The sequence below is a fragment of the Gluconacetobacter tumulisoli genome, assembly GCF_014174155.1.
Classification (GTDB): domain Bacteria; phylum Pseudomonadota; class Alphaproteobacteria; order Acetobacterales; family Acetobacteraceae; genus Gluconacetobacter; species Gluconacetobacter tumulisoli.
This window is the reverse complement of the sequence record NZ_JABEQM010000003.1, coordinates 367,499-386,241: the sequence shown is the minus strand read 5'-3', so window position 1 is coordinate 386,241 and position 18,743 is coordinate 367,499. Positions and strand designations below refer to the sequence as shown.

The 18,743-nt window shown below is 59.9% G+C and carries 16 protein-coding genes; 6 read left to right on the top strand and 10 right to left on the bottom strand.

Features of this window, described 5'->3' with window-relative positions; translation table 11 throughout:
* Nucleotides 1-92: 92 nt before the first annotated feature.
* A complete protein-coding gene (locus HLH28_RS05935; protein ID WP_182955908.1) occupies nucleotides 93-2,000 on the top strand; it encodes a hypothetical protein in 1,908 nt (635 codons plus the stop codon).
* Here HLH28_RS05935 and HLH28_RS05930 read toward each other — a convergent pair.
* Nucleotides 1,984-3,195, bottom strand: coding sequence for a hypothetical protein (locus HLH28_RS05930; RefSeq protein ID WP_182955905.1), 1,212 nt, complete (start codon nucleotides 3,193-3,195; stop codon nucleotides 1,984-1,986). The two genes, HLH28_RS05935 and HLH28_RS05930, sit on opposite strands and share 17 nt — an antisense overlap.
* A gap of 117 nt (nucleotides 3,196-3,312) precedes the next feature.
* Between HLH28_RS05930 and HLH28_RS05925 the strand changes: the two genes are divergently transcribed.
* The gene (locus HLH28_RS05925; RefSeq protein ID WP_182955902.1) at nucleotides 3,313-4,497 is read left to right on the top strand and encodes a capsular biosynthesis protein; all 1,185 of its coding nucleotides are present in this window, start codon (nucleotides 3,313-3,315) and stop codon (nucleotides 4,495-4,497) included.
* Nucleotides 4,498-4,591: 94 nt separating this feature from the next.
* Here HLH28_RS05925 and HLH28_RS05920 read toward each other — a convergent pair whose 3' ends face one another.
* The 7 genes from HLH28_RS05920 to HLH28_RS05895 form a co-directional block, all read right to left on the bottom strand.
* On the bottom strand, nucleotides 4,592-5,812 hold the full coding sequence (locus HLH28_RS05920; RefSeq protein WP_182955899.1) for a hypothetical protein: 1,221 nt from the start codon (nucleotides 5,810-5,812) through the stop codon (nucleotides 4,592-4,594).
* Between the two features lie 15 nt (nucleotides 5,813-5,827).
* Complete coding sequence (locus HLH28_RS05915) at nucleotides 5,828-6,490, bottom strand: ATP-binding cassette domain-containing protein (protein ID WP_182955896.1); 663 nt, start codon at nucleotides 6,488-6,490, stop codon at nucleotides 5,828-5,830.
* A complete protein-coding gene (locus tag HLH28_RS05910; protein ID WP_182955893.1) occupies nucleotides 6,487-7,281 on the bottom strand; it encodes an ABC transporter permease in 795 nt (264 codons plus the stop codon). Before HLH28_RS05910 ends, HLH28_RS05915 begins: the two co-directional genes overlap by 4 nt.
* Nucleotides 7,282-7,403: 122 nt before the next feature.
* Nucleotides 7,404-8,600, bottom strand: coding sequence for a polysaccharide biosynthesis/export family protein (locus HLH28_RS05905; protein WP_182955890.1), 1,197 nt, complete (start codon nucleotides 8,598-8,600; stop codon nucleotides 7,404-7,406).
* A gap of 390 nt (nucleotides 8,601-8,990) precedes the next feature.
* Nucleotides 8,991-9,371: a hypothetical protein gene (locus HLH28_RS18010; protein WP_246395707.1), complete on the bottom strand. Its 381-nt coding sequence runs from the start codon at nucleotides 9,369-9,371 to the stop codon at nucleotides 8,991-8,993.
* Nucleotides 9,372-9,397: 26 nt separating this feature from the next.
* Complete coding sequence (locus HLH28_RS18005; protein ID WP_246395706.1) at nucleotides 9,398-9,670, bottom strand: hypothetical protein; 273 nt, start codon at nucleotides 9,668-9,670, stop codon at nucleotides 9,398-9,400.
* A 542-nt stretch (nucleotides 9,671-10,212) separates the two neighbouring features.
* Nucleotides 10,213-10,413, bottom strand: a complete 201-nt coding sequence (locus tag HLH28_RS05895) for a hypothetical protein (RefSeq protein ID WP_182955887.1) — start codon at nucleotides 10,411-10,413, stop codon at nucleotides 10,213-10,215.
* A 141-nt stretch (nucleotides 10,414-10,554) separates the two neighbouring features.
* On the opposite strand from HLH28_RS05895, the gene gloA2 reads away from it, so the two are divergent.
* Nucleotides 10,555-10,938, top strand: a complete 384-nt coding sequence (gene gloA2 / locus HLH28_RS05890; protein WP_182955884.1) for an SMU1112c/YaeR family gloxylase I-like metalloprotein — start codon at nucleotides 10,555-10,557, stop codon at nucleotides 10,936-10,938.
* 14 nt (nucleotides 10,939-10,952) lie between these two features.
* On the opposite strand, the gene HLH28_RS05885 is transcribed toward gloA2, so the two are convergent.
* A complete protein-coding gene (locus tag HLH28_RS05885) occupies nucleotides 10,953-11,612 on the bottom strand; it encodes a helix-turn-helix domain-containing protein (RefSeq protein WP_182955881.1) in 660 nt (219 codons plus the stop codon).
* Nucleotides 11,613-11,858: 246 nt separating this feature from the next.
* On the opposite strand from HLH28_RS05885, the gene HLH28_RS05880 reads away from it, so the two are divergent.
* Nucleotides 11,859-13,181, top strand: coding sequence for an ammonium transporter (locus HLH28_RS05880; protein WP_182955878.1), 1,323 nt, complete (start codon nucleotides 11,859-11,861; stop codon nucleotides 13,179-13,181).
* Between the two features lie 49 nt (nucleotides 13,182-13,230).
* On the opposite strand, the gene HLH28_RS05875 is transcribed toward HLH28_RS05880, so the two are convergent.
* The gene (locus HLH28_RS05875) at nucleotides 13,231-14,238 is read right to left on the bottom strand and encodes a helix-turn-helix transcriptional regulator (RefSeq protein WP_182955875.1); all 1,008 of its coding nucleotides are present in this window, start codon (nucleotides 14,236-14,238) and stop codon (nucleotides 13,231-13,233) included.
* 740 nt (nucleotides 14,239-14,978) lie between these two features.
* On the opposite strand from HLH28_RS05875, the gene HLH28_RS05870 reads away from it, so the two are divergent.
* Together HLH28_RS05870 and HLH28_RS05865 are read left to right on the top strand one after the other, a co-directional pair.
* Nucleotides 14,979-17,312 (top strand): TonB-dependent receptor, encoded by a 2,334-nt coding sequence (locus HLH28_RS05870; RefSeq protein ID WP_182955871.1) that lies wholly within the window; start codon nucleotides 14,979-14,981, stop codon nucleotides 17,310-17,312.
* Nucleotides 17,313-17,529: 217 nt separating this feature from the next.
* The gene (locus HLH28_RS05865) at nucleotides 17,530-18,681 is read left to right on the top strand and encodes an acyl-CoA dehydrogenase family protein (RefSeq protein WP_182955868.1); all 1,152 of its coding nucleotides are present in this window, start codon (nucleotides 17,530-17,532) and stop codon (nucleotides 18,679-18,681) included.
* Nucleotides 18,682-18,743: the final 62 nt, after the last annotated feature.

The following is an 18,743-nucleotide window of genomic DNA, read 5'->3' as shown; positions in this document are numbered from 1 at the left end:
CCGACATCGCATCTGTCTTGTCGCTCCATGAACGCGTGCCCACAGCACTGCCCTTTTTCACCTTGTGATATGTCCTTGCCGGCGAAAGCGCGATGATCTTCCTCCTGAAACGTAATCTCGCTTCTCTGGATGCCGAGGCAGAACGTCTGCTCTCCCGCCAGACCGCCCGCAATCCGTTACGCCCGCAGATCGGCGACCTGATTGCGCGCTATCAGGTGGTCGTGGACCAACCGGCCTGCACCGACCGGGCCTTGATCGCCATGGCGAAACTGCATGAATCCCTGGCCGATCCCGTCGCGGCGCTGCAGGCGCTGTGCCGCGTTACGGAAGGCGCATCCCCCGCCTACCGGAAAAAGGCAGCGACACAGGCGCTACCTGTCGTACGCCTGCTGCGCACCAGGAAATACAGGATCCAGAAAAAAGATTCCGCTGTGCAATCCAGTCTGGAGAGCAGCATAGGGACCATCATCGCGCGGACCCAGGACCTGGAAATCTCCCGGCGGATCGAAGTTCATTTTTTACTCTTCCGGGGTGAGGCACGCGCTGCTCTCGAGCGAGCCTTCCATCTGGCGCTGACGTCCAAGGCTGGCCTCACGGACTTCATGACGGTCGCAAAAGTCATTTTCCATCGCGGAGACGCCGAAAAATATATCGACGACCTTGCCCGGATGATGCAGCAACTCGCCCCCGCCCTGCGCAAGGCAAAAAGCGGCACGTTCCTGATCGATGTCCGGATCGGCCAGCGGGGGGTGATCATCAGGAATGGATGCGCCGTCCCCTTGTCACTCGACGGGGTCATGGACGCTCTGGCCACGGCATCTCCTGCGGACATCCTCGCCCTCGTGTCGGAAAAACCGCCATTCCTGTTCCGGTATCCGGATTGCGAACCGATCAAGCAGGCAATCCTCGACCGTTTCCTTCCGATGGCCAAAGGCGCCGGTGCGGTCAAGAAATGTCTGGAAAAGATGGCCCAGAGCGAAACCTTCTGGCGCGATCCCCTTTTCCGCGACCGTATCCTGGCCGACCTGCTCCACCGCCTCGGCAGGAATACGGGTCCGGAAGCCGAACTCACCCGAGGCAGTATTGCCTTGATACGCGGTGAGCTGGAAAACGCACGGATACATTTCGCGCGAAGTGTCCAGAAGAACACGTCCTTCGAGGAAGGCGGCGCAACCAGCTTCTTCCTGGACCTGACCGCAAAGGACGAAAAAGAATTCACACAGGTCGCAGTTGATTTCAGTGACGTCGAACGGGCTCCGATTGCCTATGTCTGTTGCGCCGACCTTCCCTATTTCGCCCGCTATGCTCGCAAATATGTCGCCTCGCTCCGCGATGCCGGGAATGGCACCCGCATTCATTTCCATCTCTCGGCCCCCTCGCACACCATCGCCCGGAACAGCGTGACCGAGCATCTTGGGGATTTTGACAATATCTCTGTCTCATCCGAACTTTCAAAACTGCATGTCCCGACCTACTACGCCAGCATGCGTTTCCTTCGGGCGGCGGATTTTCTTGCTCATGTCGCCGATCGCGTCTTCCTGACCGACATCGACGTCGCGTTCCACTCGACGCCTGCCGCCTTTACCCACGCTCCCATCTGGAACGACACCGATCTCGGACTGCGGATCTATGACAAGGTCCGTGTCCTGCGACAGGCAGTGGCCCCGGGGCGCGAATTGTTCCGCTATCCCCGCCTCGTGCCGTGGGCGCAGGTCAACGCGGCCTGCGTGGCGCTTCTGAATACACCCCGAGGCCGTGCGGCAGCCGACACCATCTCGCGCGCCATGCATCGCCATCTGGGCCGCGCCTTGTCCGAAAGGGACACGGCTTGGTGGATCGACCAGAACATGCTTTTCCTGGCCCTGCTGGAACTGAAGGCGGACCCCGGCATGCGCGTCGTGAATATCGAGGATATCGGCCTGCCGTTCGGATCTTTTTCCTACGCCGGTAGCATCACCATGCCCGGTGGCCACCCGCTGCTTGTCACTTCGCGCTCTTGAACTGATCGATAAATCCCTGTCCGAACGTTTCTGCGTTCACGAGGTGGGACGGAACATAGTCGGGCACCTGATGGATGTTGGTAAAATCATGACAGCCGGTCATGTACCACCAATGCGTATCGGTCCCGCCTGAACGCGTCCGGGTCGTGATCTGCTGCTTGAAGACCTTCAGAACCGGGTCGTCAATGACCGGTCCAATGACGAGATCCGGCGTCACCTGTCCTTCGACCGTAGCCGGCATCGAGCAAGCCGCCTGCGCATAGGCGGTCCTGGCCAGATGCATTACATCCTTGCGGTTATCGTCCCGCGCCCAGCTTTCCCAACGGGTAGCGTACCCCAATTCACGCGTCAGATAGATATGCTCGGACCCGACGGACTCACCCGGCGCCTGGTCCGTATCGTTCGTCCGCGCGAAGCCCATATGCAGCAGCGTATCGATCGGTCGGGTCGGCTTGTCACGGGTGCCGAAGACAAAACTCATATGTTTCCAGGCCTGGAACGTTTCCGACAACTTGAAACCGGGATCGGACGGCGGAAAATTTGCGGGAGAGAAGGCATCGTTGTCGAACGACATGGTATGGCGCGGAAACACGTGCCACCCCGTCGCCCCGAGGGGCGGCAGGGTAGCGGGAAATGACCATGTTCCAACGAAACGGCTAACCCCTTGCCGCGCCGGATTGCGATATCCGGAACCGACGGTCAGATACCAGTGCTTGTGATGGAACGCCCCGACCAGGCTGGCCAGGCTGTCGGTCACAGTCAAAAGGGTCAGGGTGTCACGGGAATCGAACTGTCCATAGTCACAGGCGTCACCATGCGGAGGATAGTCGGTCCATCCGACAATCAATGGATAAGAATTACCGGTCTCGTCCGATGCCTTCACTGCAAGGGGAAAGGCATAACGCCGTGACAGGCCAAGGGCACGGCATCCTTTCGCATCGGGTGAGATGGGATAATCGGAATGCACTACCGAGACGTGATCGTCCGGACGCATATCCCGCTGGTGCGCCAATGGGCAGGACAGAGGGGACTCGGCCGTCGGGCGCCCGGCCGGATCTACACAGACGTTGGACACGACATAATCATAGATCGACGGCGGCCCCCCTGATGGGCCAGCCCAGGCGACGATCGGTCGACACGTACCGAAAACCGCAACGACCAGAATTCCGCAAAAAAGAGGATGACGATATTTCATATGAGATCTTCCATGGGATGCCGGACACCGCAAGAATTGGGGCGTTCACATTATCGCCCGAAATCCAGATATCGTTGACAGCATTTCCTGAAACGGTAAACAGGATCGGTGCGTATCTTGTTTCTTCAGGGCAACGCGACTCCTTTCTTTCCAATGTTGGGAGCAGAATTATCGCGCCGCGGCCACGATGTCATACATGTGGCATTCAATGCTGGCGATCATCTGTTCTGGCACGCGGGGCGGCCCCGCATTTTCCGGGGCCGCATGGCAGCCTGGACAGACTATTTCGCTGCGTTGCTCCAGACAGAATGTCCCGATGCCATTGTCCTCTTCGGGCAGTGGCGCGATGTCCATCGCCACGCCATAGCCTGCGGCACCGCCAAGGGCATCCCGGTATGGATTTTTGACGAAGGATATATCCGGCCCGGCTGGATCCGGATGGAACGTGCCATGCCGGAAAATGGATCGTCTCTTCCGAATCGAGCCCCCGACATTCTGGATGCGGCTCATACCCTACCCGACTTGACCCAGCCCGGCCCGTTCCGGTCCAGTTTCTTGCGTCGGGCTGCCTTCGACGTCCTCTACCATGTCGTCCGCTTGGCCGGATGGGCTGCCTACCCGTACCATCGCTTCCATGCGCCGATCAGTCCTTTCATGGAATATGGCGGTTATCTGCGAAAATTTCTGTTCACTGCCCTGACACGCAGACAACGCAAGGCCAAGGATGCCCCGACCCGAGATCATCGGCCATACATTCTTTTTCCCATGCAGTTGGATGGCGATTTTCAGGTCCGCCTCTGTTCCCGTTTCCAAGGTAATTTTCCGGCCATCGCAGAAACACTGACGTCCTTCAGTGCCCATGCGCCGGCAGACCTCCACCTGATCTTCAAACTGCATCCGCTCGATAATGGCCTCTTCAACTGGCGAAAAGCCATCATGACGCAGGCAGCGGCGCTCGGTGTCTCGGATCGCGTCCACTACGTTGAATCTGAAATGCTCGACGAACTCGTCATGAACGCGTCCGGAATTGTCACGATCAACAGCACGGTTGGGCTATTTGCCCTGGAACGTGGCCGTCCAGTCAAGACATTAGGATCCGCGATTTACGACATTGCTGGCCTGTCCTGCCAGAACGACCTCGATCATTTCTGGCAGGAGAGACACGGACCGAACCCGCTCCTGTTGTCGGCGTTCCGCAAACTTGTGCTGAACCGAGCCTCTGCCCCAGGTGATTATTTCAGTACGGAGGGCCTGCAACAAGCTGTCCGCGCGGCCGCCACACGTATTGAAATCCCAGATTAAGCCTATAATTGCCAAGAGAAACACAAAACCCGGCAATCTGAAGAAAAAATGCCGGGTGACAGATAACCAAAGGCTGCTAGATCACTCAACCGGCTTAGGTCAGGTGATCCTTCAGCGCCGCAACCACAATACGCACCGTCAGCCAGGCGCAGAAGGACAGAACGAGAATGATCGCCAGATCCTTCCAGCGCTGAGGATATTGCGCCTCTTCCGGAGCACGCGGCGGCACGACATTGACGATATAAAGCATCTGACGTTTTATGGTGAACAATTCGGTGTCGAGTGTTGACAACGCCGAAACATATTCCTGCTGGGCAATGGATTGCGCGGTGGTCAGGGTCGAGAACCCGGCGATGGTCCGGGCCAGCGCATCATTATGTCCGGTCAACCGAGTCTGTTGCCGGTCGATTTCCTGCTCCAAGGCAGTTAACTGGTTGCGCAGAGGGCCGACTTGCCCTACCGGTTCCCCCAACTTGCCAACCGCCGCGATCTGCGCCCGCAGCGAGGCGGCCTGTCCAACCAGTGTCATGATCACATTGTTATAGGATGTCGAGGAGAGGGCAGGATCAATGACGTCATTGGCAAGCCGGAAATTCATCAGCGCCTCGCTGGCCTGATCCCATTCCCGCTTCTTTTCCACGACCTGCTGCCGCGCTACGGCTAGATAATCCTGGGCCGCCTGATCATTGAACCTGTTTACCAGATGTTCGCTGGCATGAGTCAGGGCATTGGCGATGGCCAGGGATGTTTCAGGCGTAAAGGCATAGGTCGAGAGCAGGATTTGTCCCTGAAAATCATCATAATAGACATGTACATGCCGCAAATAATAACGATATGCCCAGCGAAAGCTGGCATGGGGCGACAGGCGATGGAGCCAGTCCACCCCGGGTTGGGACATCAATTTGCGGAAACCAATTTCCCGCTCGACCTGCCGAAAAGCTTCTTCCGACTGGATATATTGTACGACCGCATAGGATTCATCGATTGCACGCGTGGTCGGCGTTGCACTGCTCCCGCCCCCACCTCCACCCATCAGGGCGGCCATCGCGCCCCCTCCTCCCCCCGATGAACCGGAAGACTGGCCAAAAAGCGGCACCCTGACCATGACGATGGAATTGGTCGCGTAGACATTGGAACTGAACACGAACAGATACAGCGCCCCCACCAGGGTCGGTACGCACAAGATGATTGCCGAAATGATAATGGACCGGATGCGCTGACGGCGCCGCTGCTGAACAGTCGGATGCACGTACGGACGTACGGCACGAACCTCGAACTCGAAATCGTCCTCGTCTTCATTGAGTCTTTCGAGCACGTCGATCCCCTGTTCCTACTTCGCGTCGTCAAGAGCCTTGAAGGCCCGAATTGCCTGGGTTGTCCGATCGAAGGAGAGAAGCTGTCCATCATGAAGCACATATGCGCGTTCACAATGCTTCTTGATCGCCGCGGGGCTCCTGCTCACCAGAATGACCGTCCGTTCCGACGCCGTCGCAGCCAGGTAACCGGTCATTTTTTCCCGAAACGCATTATCGCCGATCACGATGGCTTCATCCGCCAAGTAATAATCGAACCTGAGACATAAGCCAAGACAATAAACCAAACGTGATTGAATATCACGAGAAAGCGTATTCAACCTGAGGTCCATCACATCGTGTAAATCGGCCAAATCCGCCACGTCACGCATCAATCCATGGACCGACGCGCTATAGAGCATGGCGATGAACCGGATATTAGCACGCACCGTCATGGTCGGAAGCAGCGGCCGATGGGACGACAGAACCCAGGAAACGCTTCCATGACAGGTCAATTTTCCTGCCTGCGGAGTTAGATTGCCGGCTAAAAGATTGATCAGCGTAGTCTTTCCTGCTTCCCGCTGTCCAAGAATACCGACGATTCCCCCATTGCGTTCGAACGAACCGCATAGATTGACCAGTACATCCCGCCGCGCCCTGCCCTTTCGGAACGATACACTGACATCCTCAAGGAGGATCATGCCGGGACCTTCTTCGCCTCGATTGCGTTTCTCAAGGCCCGTTCGACCATCAGTCCCAGCAATAGGCTTCCGCCTATCCAACCTGTGACATAGGTCAGACTCGTCCAGTTTTCCTGATAAGATGGGAAATAGGCCTCCCGCGCCATATCATTGAGATGCAGATTGGGAATCCAGATCGCATAAGGGCGCAAATTGGGTGGAAGGTCCGGATAAAGAAAAAAAGTCCCATCGATCAGGGACAAAATCCTCATCGCACCGATCATGACGACGGTCCGAAGAAAAGGAAGATAGTGGAACGGGCCGGCGAGTACCAAACCGCAACCAATACCAAAAATTCCATTTGCAACGAGAATCAGAATGACCTCGGTCCAATTTCCGACTGGGCCGGAGTAACCAAACAATTGCAGGAGCCAGAAAGTCACCACTGCAAGTCCGATATAAAGTAGCATATTGACCGCACCGCGCGCCAGCGCCACGTCCAGAGGCGTCACCTGCGAAAATGCCCGATAGGAACCTGCCGAAAGAGCGGTAGGTATTTGCGAAATACCGGTCCGGAAAAGCCAGAAATTATATATGCCCACGCAAACAAAAGGCAAAACCGGCAGCCCGTGCTGCACTTCCACTCCAGCATAGAGCCGCATCAATGAAAAAACGACGATATGGACTGCAATCGAACCAATTTCTTCAAGAAGCCCCAGCGACCGCCGTCCGAACCGGACCAAGGCTTCACGATACATGACAGCTTTAAGAACATCCAGTTGCCGCCACGCACCGAACACCAGTTCATTCATGCGAAACTTCCCCGTTGCGGACCGACATGAACCATAAATCGAAGCGACAATACGATTTCAACCGGACAGTCCGCAACGCCAGCAAGCATGTGCCTGCCAGTCCAGGCAGCCATCCCCTGCGGTCACATACCGCCCCCGAAAGTGGCCCCTCTGGAACCGGCCTGTGTCAGGGTTCCCAGCAGGTTGAAGACCTTCATCCACTGGACGAGGCGTGCGTCGGAGGTAAACAGAAGGTCTCCGGACCGCAACTGAAATTTCATCGCCATGAAGTAGCCGGTCGGCTTGCTCATGTCGAACGCATAGACCACCGGAACCTGATCCGTCCCGGCAACCGGCAGAGGTCGATCCAATGTCCGCAGAATCGAAGGTGCTTCATACCGGAACAGATAGACCCCGCGCGGGTCGGCCTGAGCGTCCAGAAGTCCGCCTCCATGAGCCAATCCATCCGCCACGCTGGAGCCACGCTCTCCGAGCGAATATTCGGATATGGTACGAGCCGCACCGAACACCTGATACATTCGCGGCTTGAAAACCAGATTGATCAGGTCACCCCGGTCCACATGAATGTCATTGGCCGGTATCCGAACGATATCCTCCATTGGAACGGAAACCGTTCGGCCGTGCCGGGTCAGTTCAACCAGAATATCGGTCGGCAGGCTGGTCGGACCGCCAGCAGCGGTGATCACCTGCAGGATCGTCTCAGACGCAGGTGTCAGGGGAAAGCGTCCAGGCGTCTTCACTGCCCCCATGACCGTCGCCAGGTTGGACACGTTGCTGATGACGGCGACGATGACCTGTGGATCCGTCAATTTTTCCTTCAACCGCGAAAGCAGCAAATTCTGCGCTTCGGTCACGGTCAGGCCACCGACATGCACCCGGCCGGCATAGGGAAACGTGATGTATCCACCCTCATCGACCGCCAGGCCGGAAATAAAGGTACTGGGAGGCGCCCCCGGAGCCGACGGTCCCGAACCGCCTCCCTGGGGCATTCCCAACGTCTGACTCTGGGAAAACACACCCAATGGCCCGACCTGATAGATCGCGACCTGCAACAGGTCGCCGGGTCCCAGTGTCAGAAAAGCGGGGCGATCTTCATGGAGCGCCGCCAGTTTCGTGTTGCCGGAAGGCGTGCCGACCAGGTTCAGAACCTGCTGGTCGACCGGCACCAGCGCGAACCTGAAACCGGTCTTCTCTTCGGCGCCACTTTTGACGTCCGATACCATTGGGCCGCCATTGGGCAACACCGAACATCCCGCCTGCATGGCAACGGCAAACAGGGCCACGCCGAGGCGTACACCAAAACGATCGCGCGCACTCATGCTGCGTATGGCCCGAACAGTTATTGCGCTTCGCCCAGAAAGGGCCACCAAATGATTGACCAGCGCAGTTTTTCCACCATTTTGACCAAACACTATTCGATACATTTCTATATATGCATAAGTTACGCCGGAACCGTATCGCGCCCCCTCGGATTTGTCCAGCATGCGATCATGTTTGACTTAAACCAACCATGCGATATTTTCCGTCCAAATAAATAAATACTATTCAATAATAAATTTCTACCAATTTGTATATTTACAAATAGTTTTTCATTATTTTTATAAATTATCTTGAATTCGTCAAAATGACTGCTCACACTCTCCCGTATTTGACCTCCAGCCAACTCAGCGCCCTTCAGTTGCATGAAAGCGTGTATAATAGACGATAATTCATCCATTGGGCACCGCGTCAATGATATCGACGAAACGATGATTGTATAGAACATGGTCAAAGCCATAGGCAGTACGTGCAAATACCGCCTGGCCGGACACCTCATTCGGTACCTCGATGGTCACGACGATCTCTGCCTCCTCCGCCCGCAATTGCTCGAACTCCAGCCCATTGAGCGGACTATGTTCATCCAGGACATGCAGCGGCGAGAAGGCAAGCACAAACCGGGAATGTGCGATTGTGTGAGTGGCAATGGATCGAACTGCCGCGCCAGCCGACCATTCGGCTGCACGATCAGGCGCGCCAAGGACATTTCCGCCTCGACTGGCAGAATTGGCTGAGACGCCGATTCGCGATCCGGACGCTGAGATGGGGAACATGGTTTTCGTTACGGATCAGAGCCCGATCACTGAAGATCACCCGCGCTCTGGAGCGGGAAAACCGCGCGAAGACAAGGCCGGTGACCACTGCGTTCAGGATCATTCCCCCCAGCAATTCGAACGACACGATGACATGCCCGACCGGGCCGACCGGCGGTCGACAGGGTCGGGATGCTGAAGAAGGATTCCCAAAAAGCGTGAGGATGCGTTCCCGCCACCTGTCCGGGAACGATCATGTACAGCAGCGCGAAATCGACATTGATCAGAATATAGAGCGCCAACGAAACCCAGAAAAACATGCTCCAGAGAACCGGTCAGCGCATGACGATACAGATTGGAACACGCCCGGTCGGCATGACCGATGCGAACGATATTGTCGTGCCCCCTGTCTTCCAGGGTGATGATGAAACAGGTGGAGAACAGGCTTCGACACATACGCCGCGAATGGCACCGCCTTTGGTCCATCCGCCTCAGCGGATTCCGATGGAACCGTATTCTGACCCATTGCCGGACGGCCCTGCAGCCCTCGCTTTTCGCACAGGATGCGCGAAAAGCGTGCGGTGCGTATCGGGAAAATCCACCGAGGTCTCATGCGCCGGGGCGATATCAGCGGCACCGGGAACATCCGGCCATCATCTCCTCGCGCCGACCGGTCAGTGGGTCACGGCCAGGGTGATGTATCCCACAGCAAGAAGAAACAATATCGCGGACTGAACCCATGTCGCCATGATGAGCTTCCCCCGTTCTTTTTTGGGGACACTACACGACGGAAGGCCGAACCGGTGATGTCATAATATGACTTGCGCGCCCCACGGATCACGAACGGATGAGACCTGCCGTCCTACCGGTCGAGGTCGATTTCAACCACGTTCTCGTCGGCATGCAGGCGTCGTATTTCGTCGCAGGCTGCGATCCAGTGCCGGGCCATGCGCGCATCTCCCGCCTGCCGGGCCTCGTCCAGATGAGTCTGCGCGATCGCAAGGGCATCGGACCCGTAGCGATTATATAGGTCGGCCGCGACCGCTTCCGGCGTGCTGGTCATGACGTCCTCCGAGGCTTGGCGGGCAGTACCGCCCTTTAGCTGGAATCTGGGGTCGAACTGCCACTCCGCAAGAGGCCGTCTGTCCCGACGCCGCCGGCCATGGCATGGATGGGCGATCACCGATATCGGAACCTTTTCCCCATGATCGATGCCATCCACCACGCCGCCATCATCTGCTCGGATTATGAACGATCGAAGGATTTTTATACGCGTATCCTCGGGCTGCCGATCATCCGGGAAACCTATCGTGCCGAACGTGGGTCCTGGAAATGCGACCTGGCCGTGGGTGCCACCCAGATCGAACTCTTTTCATTCCCCGCCCCCCCGCCCCGGGTATCACGGCCCGAAGCCTGCGGCCTGCGGCATCTGGCCTTCGCGGTAGCCGACCTGCCAGCGACGGTCCGCCACCTGCAGCAGGCGGGTATCGAGGTCGAGCCTATCCGAACGGACGCGTTGACCGGGCGCGACTTCACCTTCTTCGCCGATCCGGACGACTTGCCGCTGGAACTGTATCAGGCCGGATAGGTCGCGCCGATCGCCTACTCCGCCGAACGGGGATAGGCGATGATCGAGAGATAGGTCATCGGCTTCTCCAGCAGCTTTTCCGGCCCGTGCGGGGCCCCGCTGTCGAACAGCAATGTATCGCCGGGCCCCATCTCGTAGGTATCCGTGCCATGGCGGTATACGACCCGGCCGGACAGCATGTAGATCAGCTCCACTCCACTATGCCGGAAATTGGTATAAGGCTGGGCTTCCTCATGCAGGGTGATCAGATAGGGCTCCATCACCAGGGCGCCCCCCAGAAGATGACCCAGCAACTGGTACTCATGGCCCGCCTTGGTGCCCCGCCGTTCGATCACCACCCCCTGGCCCGAGCGGACATAGGAACAGTCGCGCTGCTCCTCGAATGTCGAAAAAAGCTGACTGAGCGGCACGTTCAGCGCGCGGCAGACCGCCTGCAATGTCGACAGCGACGGCGAAATCTGGCCGTTTTCGATCTTCGACAGCATGCTCAGCGAGATGCCGGCGGTATGGGCCACATCCCCCCCGCGCAGGTCCGCCTGCCGGCGCAGCAGCCGGATCTGGCTTCCCAGCGATTCCTCCAGCGTCATCTCCCTGACCGGGGCAGCGGAGGATCCCGTCGCCAGTTCCTCGATATCGGGGCGGTCGGCGGCGGAGCCGGGATGGGATGGAGACATGGGGCGGACATTCCTTTCTGCCGGCAAGCCCGGGCAGTATAGGCCGACCTGTCGCCACAAGGAAATGTCATGCATGACCCTGGCGCACCCACGCGACATAACGCAAGTCGGACCCCCGGGCCGGAACAGAATGGCAGACGCGGCCTTGTCAACGCGCGGCACACCATGAATGATGCGAAACGAATTCATGGCCGTCCCCATGACGCGGACAGGCAGGCCACCATTCCGACGGGTAAGCTGGGGTCTATGACAATCGTACGTGTTCCTTCTCGCCTATCCTGGCTTTGCGCGCTTTTCCTCTGTCTTGCCCCGTTTTCCGCCGCATCGGCGGCCGAAGGCGGCCCGCCGCTCTCCGGCGGCGATACGGCCTGGATCCTGGTGTCATCGGTCTTCACCTCGCTGATGCTGCTGCCCGGCCTGGCCCTGTTCTATGGCGGCATGGTGCGCAAGAAAAACGTGCTGGCCATTGCCGTGCAGTGCGCGGCGGGCTGCGCGCTGGTGTCGCTGATCTGGGTCATATGTGGCTACAGCCTCGTCTTCTCGCCCGGGACGCCGATCCTGGGCGGGTTTGGTCAGCTCTTCCTGGCAGGCGTTTCACTGAATTCCGTGTCGCCCGGCGCGCCGACGATCCCGGAATATCTCTATGTGATGTTCGAACTGACCTTCGCGACGATCACCCCCCTGATCGTGCTGGGCGCCACGGCGGACCGGATGAAATTCACCGCCGCCATGCTGTTCGTGGTGCTGTGGGTCCTGCTGATCTACTGCCCGATCGCCCACATGGTCTGGGGTCCCGACGGCCTGCTGGCGCAAAGCGGCGAGCTGGATTTCGCCGGCGGGACGGTGGTGCATGTCACCAGCGGCACCTCGGCGCTGCTGGCCTGCCTTGCACTGGGCAAGCGCATGGGCCTGGGGTCCGAGAACATGGCCCCGCACAATATCCTGCTGACAATGATCGGCGGGTCGCTGCTGTGGATGGGCTGGTTCTGCTTCAATGGCGGATCGGCGCTGTCGGCCGGCCCGACCGCGGCGCTGGCCATCCTGAACAGCCAGGTCGCGGCTTCCGCCGCACTGGTGTCGTGGACCCTGGCCGAATGGAAATTGCACGGTAAGCCCAGCCTGCTCGGTGCACTGTCGGGCGCGATTTCGGGCCTGGTCGTCATCACCCCGGCCTGCGGCTTCGTCACCGTCTCCGGCGCCCTGGCCATGGGCCTGATCGGTGGGGTGGTCTGCCTGTGGGCCGTCAACTGGCCCAAGCACCGCTTCAAATATGACGATGCGCTGGATGTCTGGGCCATTCACGGCATCGGTGGCATCGCGGGCGCGTTCCTGACGGGCGTGTTCGCCACCCGTGCCATAGGCGGCCCCGACCATTCCGGCCTGCTGGACGGCAATTGGCACCAGTTGCTGGTCCAGTCGAAAGCGATCGGCCTGATTGCCTTGTGGACAATCGTGGCGACCGCTCTGATCCTGGTCATCGTCAAACGGGTATGCGGCTTGCGTGTCTCGCCGGATGTGGAGCTTGAGGGCCTCGATATCGCCCTGCATGGCGAAATGCTGCACGACTGAAAGAGTGCTCTGCAAGGCGTTCCGCGAGCCGTCCGACCTTCCGGCGTCCTCAGCCGTCCGGATGCAGGACGGGTCGGAACAGGGCGACCAGCGCCCGTTCGGATGAGACCTGGGCTTTGCGGTAGAGGCGCATGCGGTGGTTCTTCACCGTCCCCTTCCCCACACGCAGCGCCTGGGCGATTTCGCCAGTGCAGAGACCCTGCAGGATCAGGGACAGAATCTCTCGTTCTCGCGGAGTCAGATGACGCATCAATTCCGACGTGGGTGCAGGCGATGCATCCTGCGCACCGGCCCGTTCCAGGACATACAGCCGTCCGCTCCGCTCTATCGAAAAATCGGCGTCGAACGGTTCTACCCGCGCACCCCTTCCTGATGGGTCGGATATGCGGCACGACATGGGTTGGGCCGTGTCCCGGGCGGGCCGAACCAGGCGATCCGCTTCGTATCCCGCATGGCCGGCCGCCTGCCGCAGGCTGACGAACAATCGACCGACATGGGCGCGATGCAGCCCTTCCAGCACCGGAAAAACCCGTCGCGCGACCTCGATTTCCGCCGGGGCGAAGGATTCGCCGCTGCGTTGAAGGAACAGGGTCACCGATGCCCCCGACAGCGCCGGCAGCACGACCGCCAGTTCGTCGGCGAACCCGGCATCCGTCTGGAACAGGGTCGTGTAGATGTCGGATTTCACCGATGCGTCCAGGGTCTGCAACGTCACAACCCCGGAATGGGGACGGCGCTGCCACTGCCGCCAGAAAGGGTCGAAATCGCGATAGGCATCTGTATAATCGGCCCGCACGGCGGCCGGCACTCCCGCCGTATACAGGACGTCGGGTCGGGCCGCCGACGAATAGGAAATGATCCAGGACGATTGATGCGGGATCAGGGTCTCGACAAGGGACAGCAGGCGCTCGTGGAAATCGCCCACCCCGATCGACGCCGCCACCATGCCGACCTGCCGGAGCCATCCCGGATGGAAGGGGCTGTCGACCGGCGGAAATGCCCCGTCCGCCACCATAATGCCGACACCCGGCCTCTGGCCGCCTGCTCCCTCGCGCATCCGGACCCTCCTCGTCGCCATCCCGGCACGAACCACACGCGAAACCGGCCGCAAGTTTAGGCCGCCGAATGACCGCCGGGCAATGGAAAAGAGAATTTCTTTCCCCCTGGGAAATGGCTGGGGCGTCCGATCCGCTGGACGGACTCCGGCCCGGACGACGTCGCGGCTGACCGCGACAGTCCAGCGTGACGGCCCCGGATCGATCAGATGGGCCTTGGCCGGTCCAAGAGAATTGGATACGTAATTTAGATAACATCCATACCCATATCGCCGATATAACCGGTCGCCGATGCCTCCGGCACCGCACTGCCGATCAGGCCCGCGAATCATTCCGCTGCTCGCAAAACGGCAACGATCCGTTCCTTTTTTTATCCTTGAGGCAGGCTCGACGGAGGATTATGTTCCGATTCCGGACCGTTCCAGAAAATACTTTCGGACAGGACAGCGCAGATCACGAAATCATAAAGCAACTGGAATAAAATAAATATCATTCCGATATTATATCTATTGGTCGACGCTACTCCCATTGCAAAATACCGAACCTTCATTGGTTCCCTGCTTTGCACGGGTGCGCCAGTCTGCAAGGCGCCATCTCCCGGTCCACGGATCGTGATTGCAATCAATCATCGGCGACAAAAAGGTTCCCGCCTGTTAGGCGGGGCCATATCCAAGTAACGACATGACGCGAGTCAGGACAAATTCGTGCCGCGACTGGTGGAAAGAATGAAGGGTAACAGAGAATGACGCGCTATTATCGGAAGCCGGGGCTGCGGAGCCGGCTGCAAGCCATGTCCTGCCTGGCAGGCGTGGTTTGCATTGCGGCGTGGCCGGAACGTCCGGCGGCCGCAGCGACGACTCCGGCGCCCACCACCCTGCCCCATCCGGCCTCCACCGCCGCGCGTCATCCCGTACCCTCCGCAGCCCCCACCCCGCGCCCGCAGACGACCACGCCGCGAACGGCGGAAGACATCTCGGTCGTTTCGTCCCGCCAGGCCCTGAATGGCGGCGGCGGCATGATGCGATTGGAAACGGCGCCGCACACGGTGCAGACCGTCGCCAAGGAATATATCGAGATGCGCGCGCCCACCAGCACCGCGCTCGACCTGATCAAGAACCTGCCGAGCGTGAGCGTGTCGACCCCCGACACCGCCGGCATGCAGGGCGGCATGATCGAGGTCCGGGGCCTGACCGACCTCGACATGGGCCTGATGATCGACGGCGCGCCGGCGGCAGCGGCGAAATACATGGCCGAGGACATCGACTCCGAAAACCTGGAGGAGGTCAACGTGACGCCCGGCAGTTCGGCGACCGACATACCGGTCATGTCGGCGGCCGGCGGCGTGATGGACGAGCGTTCGCACACCGCGTCGCATAAATTCGGCGGCCTGATGGATTTCTCCTACGGGACGAACAATCTGTCGCGCGAGTTCCTTCGCCTGGAATCCGGCGATATCGGCAACAGCGGCGTGCGCAGCTATATCTCGTTCTCTCATACGCACAACCGCGCCTGGATGGGCGCCGGCGCCAACGATCGGCAGCATCTGGATTTCGGCATACAAAAGGATTGGGAAAACGGCTCGACCGCCAAGGTCTTCCTGTCGTGGAACAATGAAAATTTCATCATCGACAATTATCCGACCGCGCAGGAGTTCTATACCTACAAGCATACCGGAACCGGATACGGCCGCACCACCGACCGGAGCAGCGACAATTACTGGAAAAACAGCACCGACCACTGGAACCAGGTCTTCCTGACCGCGCCGGTCCATCTGGTGCTGCCCGCGCGCTTCAGCTTCGACCTCCAACCCTATTTCAGCTTCGGCCAGGGCTGGGACGCGTCCCCGGGCAATCCGATCGACAACGGCGCGGGCGGCCCGTACACCGGTCCCAACCTGACCGATTTCTTCCTCCAGAACTCGACGCGCCAGGTGGGTGCGGTGACGAATCTGGGATACCGGATCGATTCGCACAATGATTTCTCGGCCGGATATTGGTACGAGAACACCTACACGCTCCAGTCCTATCCCAGCGGCCTGACGAACGCGGATGGCACCCCGCCGAGCCCCTGGCAGCTTTACAAGACCACGGCGCCCTACGGGCAGGATGCTGGCTACGAGCTCCATTCGCTGTTCGTGCAGGACAACGCGAAATATTTGCACGACAAGCTGGTGATCCATGCCGGCTTCAAGTTCGTGATGGCCAACAGCTGGACCGCGGACCCTTACAGCCGATACAGCACCAACGCGACCGAGCCGCTGCCACAGCTGTCCATCGGCTATACGTTCAACGAGCATCACCAGATCTATGTCAACGCCGAGGGCGATTATCGCCAGCCCAGTGCCGTCGACATGGGATGGCTGCCCACCAGCCCGAATTTCCTGAAGAACCAGTATTCCATCAAGGAAGAGTTGGGATACCGGTATCACGACCAATACATCATCGCCGACGTGGCGCTGTTCAACTACAACGTCACGAACCGTATCGTGAACCAGTATGTGGGCATGAACAGCTTCTCGCCCTTCTCGATCGGCAACCAGACCATGCGCGGCTTCGACGTGATGGTGTCGGGCCGTTCCATCCACGGCTTCAGCCCCTATGCGTCGGTCGAATATCTCAACGCCACGCAGGACAGCAACGTGCTCGACCCTTATACGAACACGATGCTCCATTCAAAGGGCACGCAGGCGGTCATGGCGCCGCATGTGATGGCGAACTTCGGATTGACCTACACCTACAAGGGTTTCTTCGCGAACGGGAACGTCCATTACACGGGCGCCCAGTCGGTCAGCGTGGCCGGGGACCAGCGCATGCCGGGCTATGTGACGGACACGCTGTCTCTGGGGTATCATTTCGCGCCCTTCCTGTTCGCCAAGTCGCCGACCTTCCGGCTGAACTTCACGAACCTGACCGGATCCATCGTCCGCACCGGCGCGATGGGCGTGGTCTACAGTGCCAAGGACCTCAACGCCCACCCCGTCTGGAGCGGAAACCTCGCCCCCTATGCCGGCTACGGCAACTCCTTCATGGTGGAACCGCGCTTCAGCATGACCGGGACGATCTCGACCGCGTTCTGATCGAACCGGGCCAGTCGGGAGCGGACGGGTCAGGCGGCATCGGCCGCGTCCCCTCCGTCCCATGGTTCCTGCAGGGCAAAGACCCGTCCCGCTTCCCGGCAGGGCGGGTCTTTGCCTGTACGGCCGGCGATCGCCCGTGAATCGTCATCACAACTTGATGATGGGCCGACGGGGCCGTAACGTCGGCCTCCACACCGAAGGCACGACGATGGATGGCATGCACCCGCGGCTTCCCTACACGCCCGACCTGCTGCGGAACCTGACCGAACGGTTCGCCGCACGGGCCGCCGCCTATGACCGGTCCGGCGAGATCGCGACCGACAATCTGGACGATCTGCGCCAGGCCGGGCTGCTGGCCCTGACGGTGCCGTCCCGCCATGGCGGTCACGAACTGGGCCTGCGCCAGGTTGCAGAGGTGATCGGGACGATCGCCCAGGGCGATCCGTCCACGGCGCTGATCCTGTCTATGCAATATCTGCAGCATGCCGCGATCGCCCAGTCCGGTCGCTGGCCGGAAGACGTGCACCGCCTGGTCTCGACGGCGGCAGTGCGCGAGGGCGCATTGCTGAACGCCTTGCGCGTCGAACCGGAACTGGGCACCCCGGCCCGGGGCGGCATCCCGGCGACGGTGCTGCATCACGACGGCACGACATGGCGCCTGAACGGCAGCAAGATCTATTCCACCGGCTCCACCGCGCTGCGCTGGGGTATCGCCTGGGTCAGCACGCGCGAGGACACGCCCCGGATCGGCCAGGCGTTGGTGCCGCTGGACGCGCCGGGGGTGCGGATCGAGCGGACATGGCACCAGATGGGCATGCGCGCGACCGGCAGCCACACCATCGTCTTCGACAATGTCGCGCTGCCGGCCGACCATCTGGTGGATCTGCGTCCGCCCCAGGACTGGACCCGGCGCGATGGCGGTGCCGAAACCGGCCATGCATTCGTCATCGGCGCCCTGTATGACGGCGTGGCCCGTGCCGCGCGGGACTGGCTGATATCCTTCCTGCATGCCCGTATTCCCGCCAATCTGGGCCAGCCGCTGGCCACCCTGCCGCGTTTTCACAGCCTGCTGGGCGAAATCGACGGGCTGTTGATGAGCAATCGCGCCCTGCTAGCCGATGCCATCGACCGGCATGAAGGGGGCGCCCTGTCGACGATCGACGCCAATCTGGTCAAGCACCTGACGACCGAAAACGCGATCCACGCGGTAGAACAGGCCGTCGCCGCCATCGGCAATCCGGCATTGAGCCAGGACAATCCGCTGGAACGCCATTACCGCAACGTGCTGTGCGCGCGGATCCACACGCCGCAGGCCGACGTGGCGCTGGCCGCCGCCGGCCGGGCCGCCCTGGCACCCTCGCCCCGATAACGAGGCCCCTTTTGGAAAACCCGCACGTCGTGCCAGTCTCGATCCCAGAGCCGCCGGCAAAG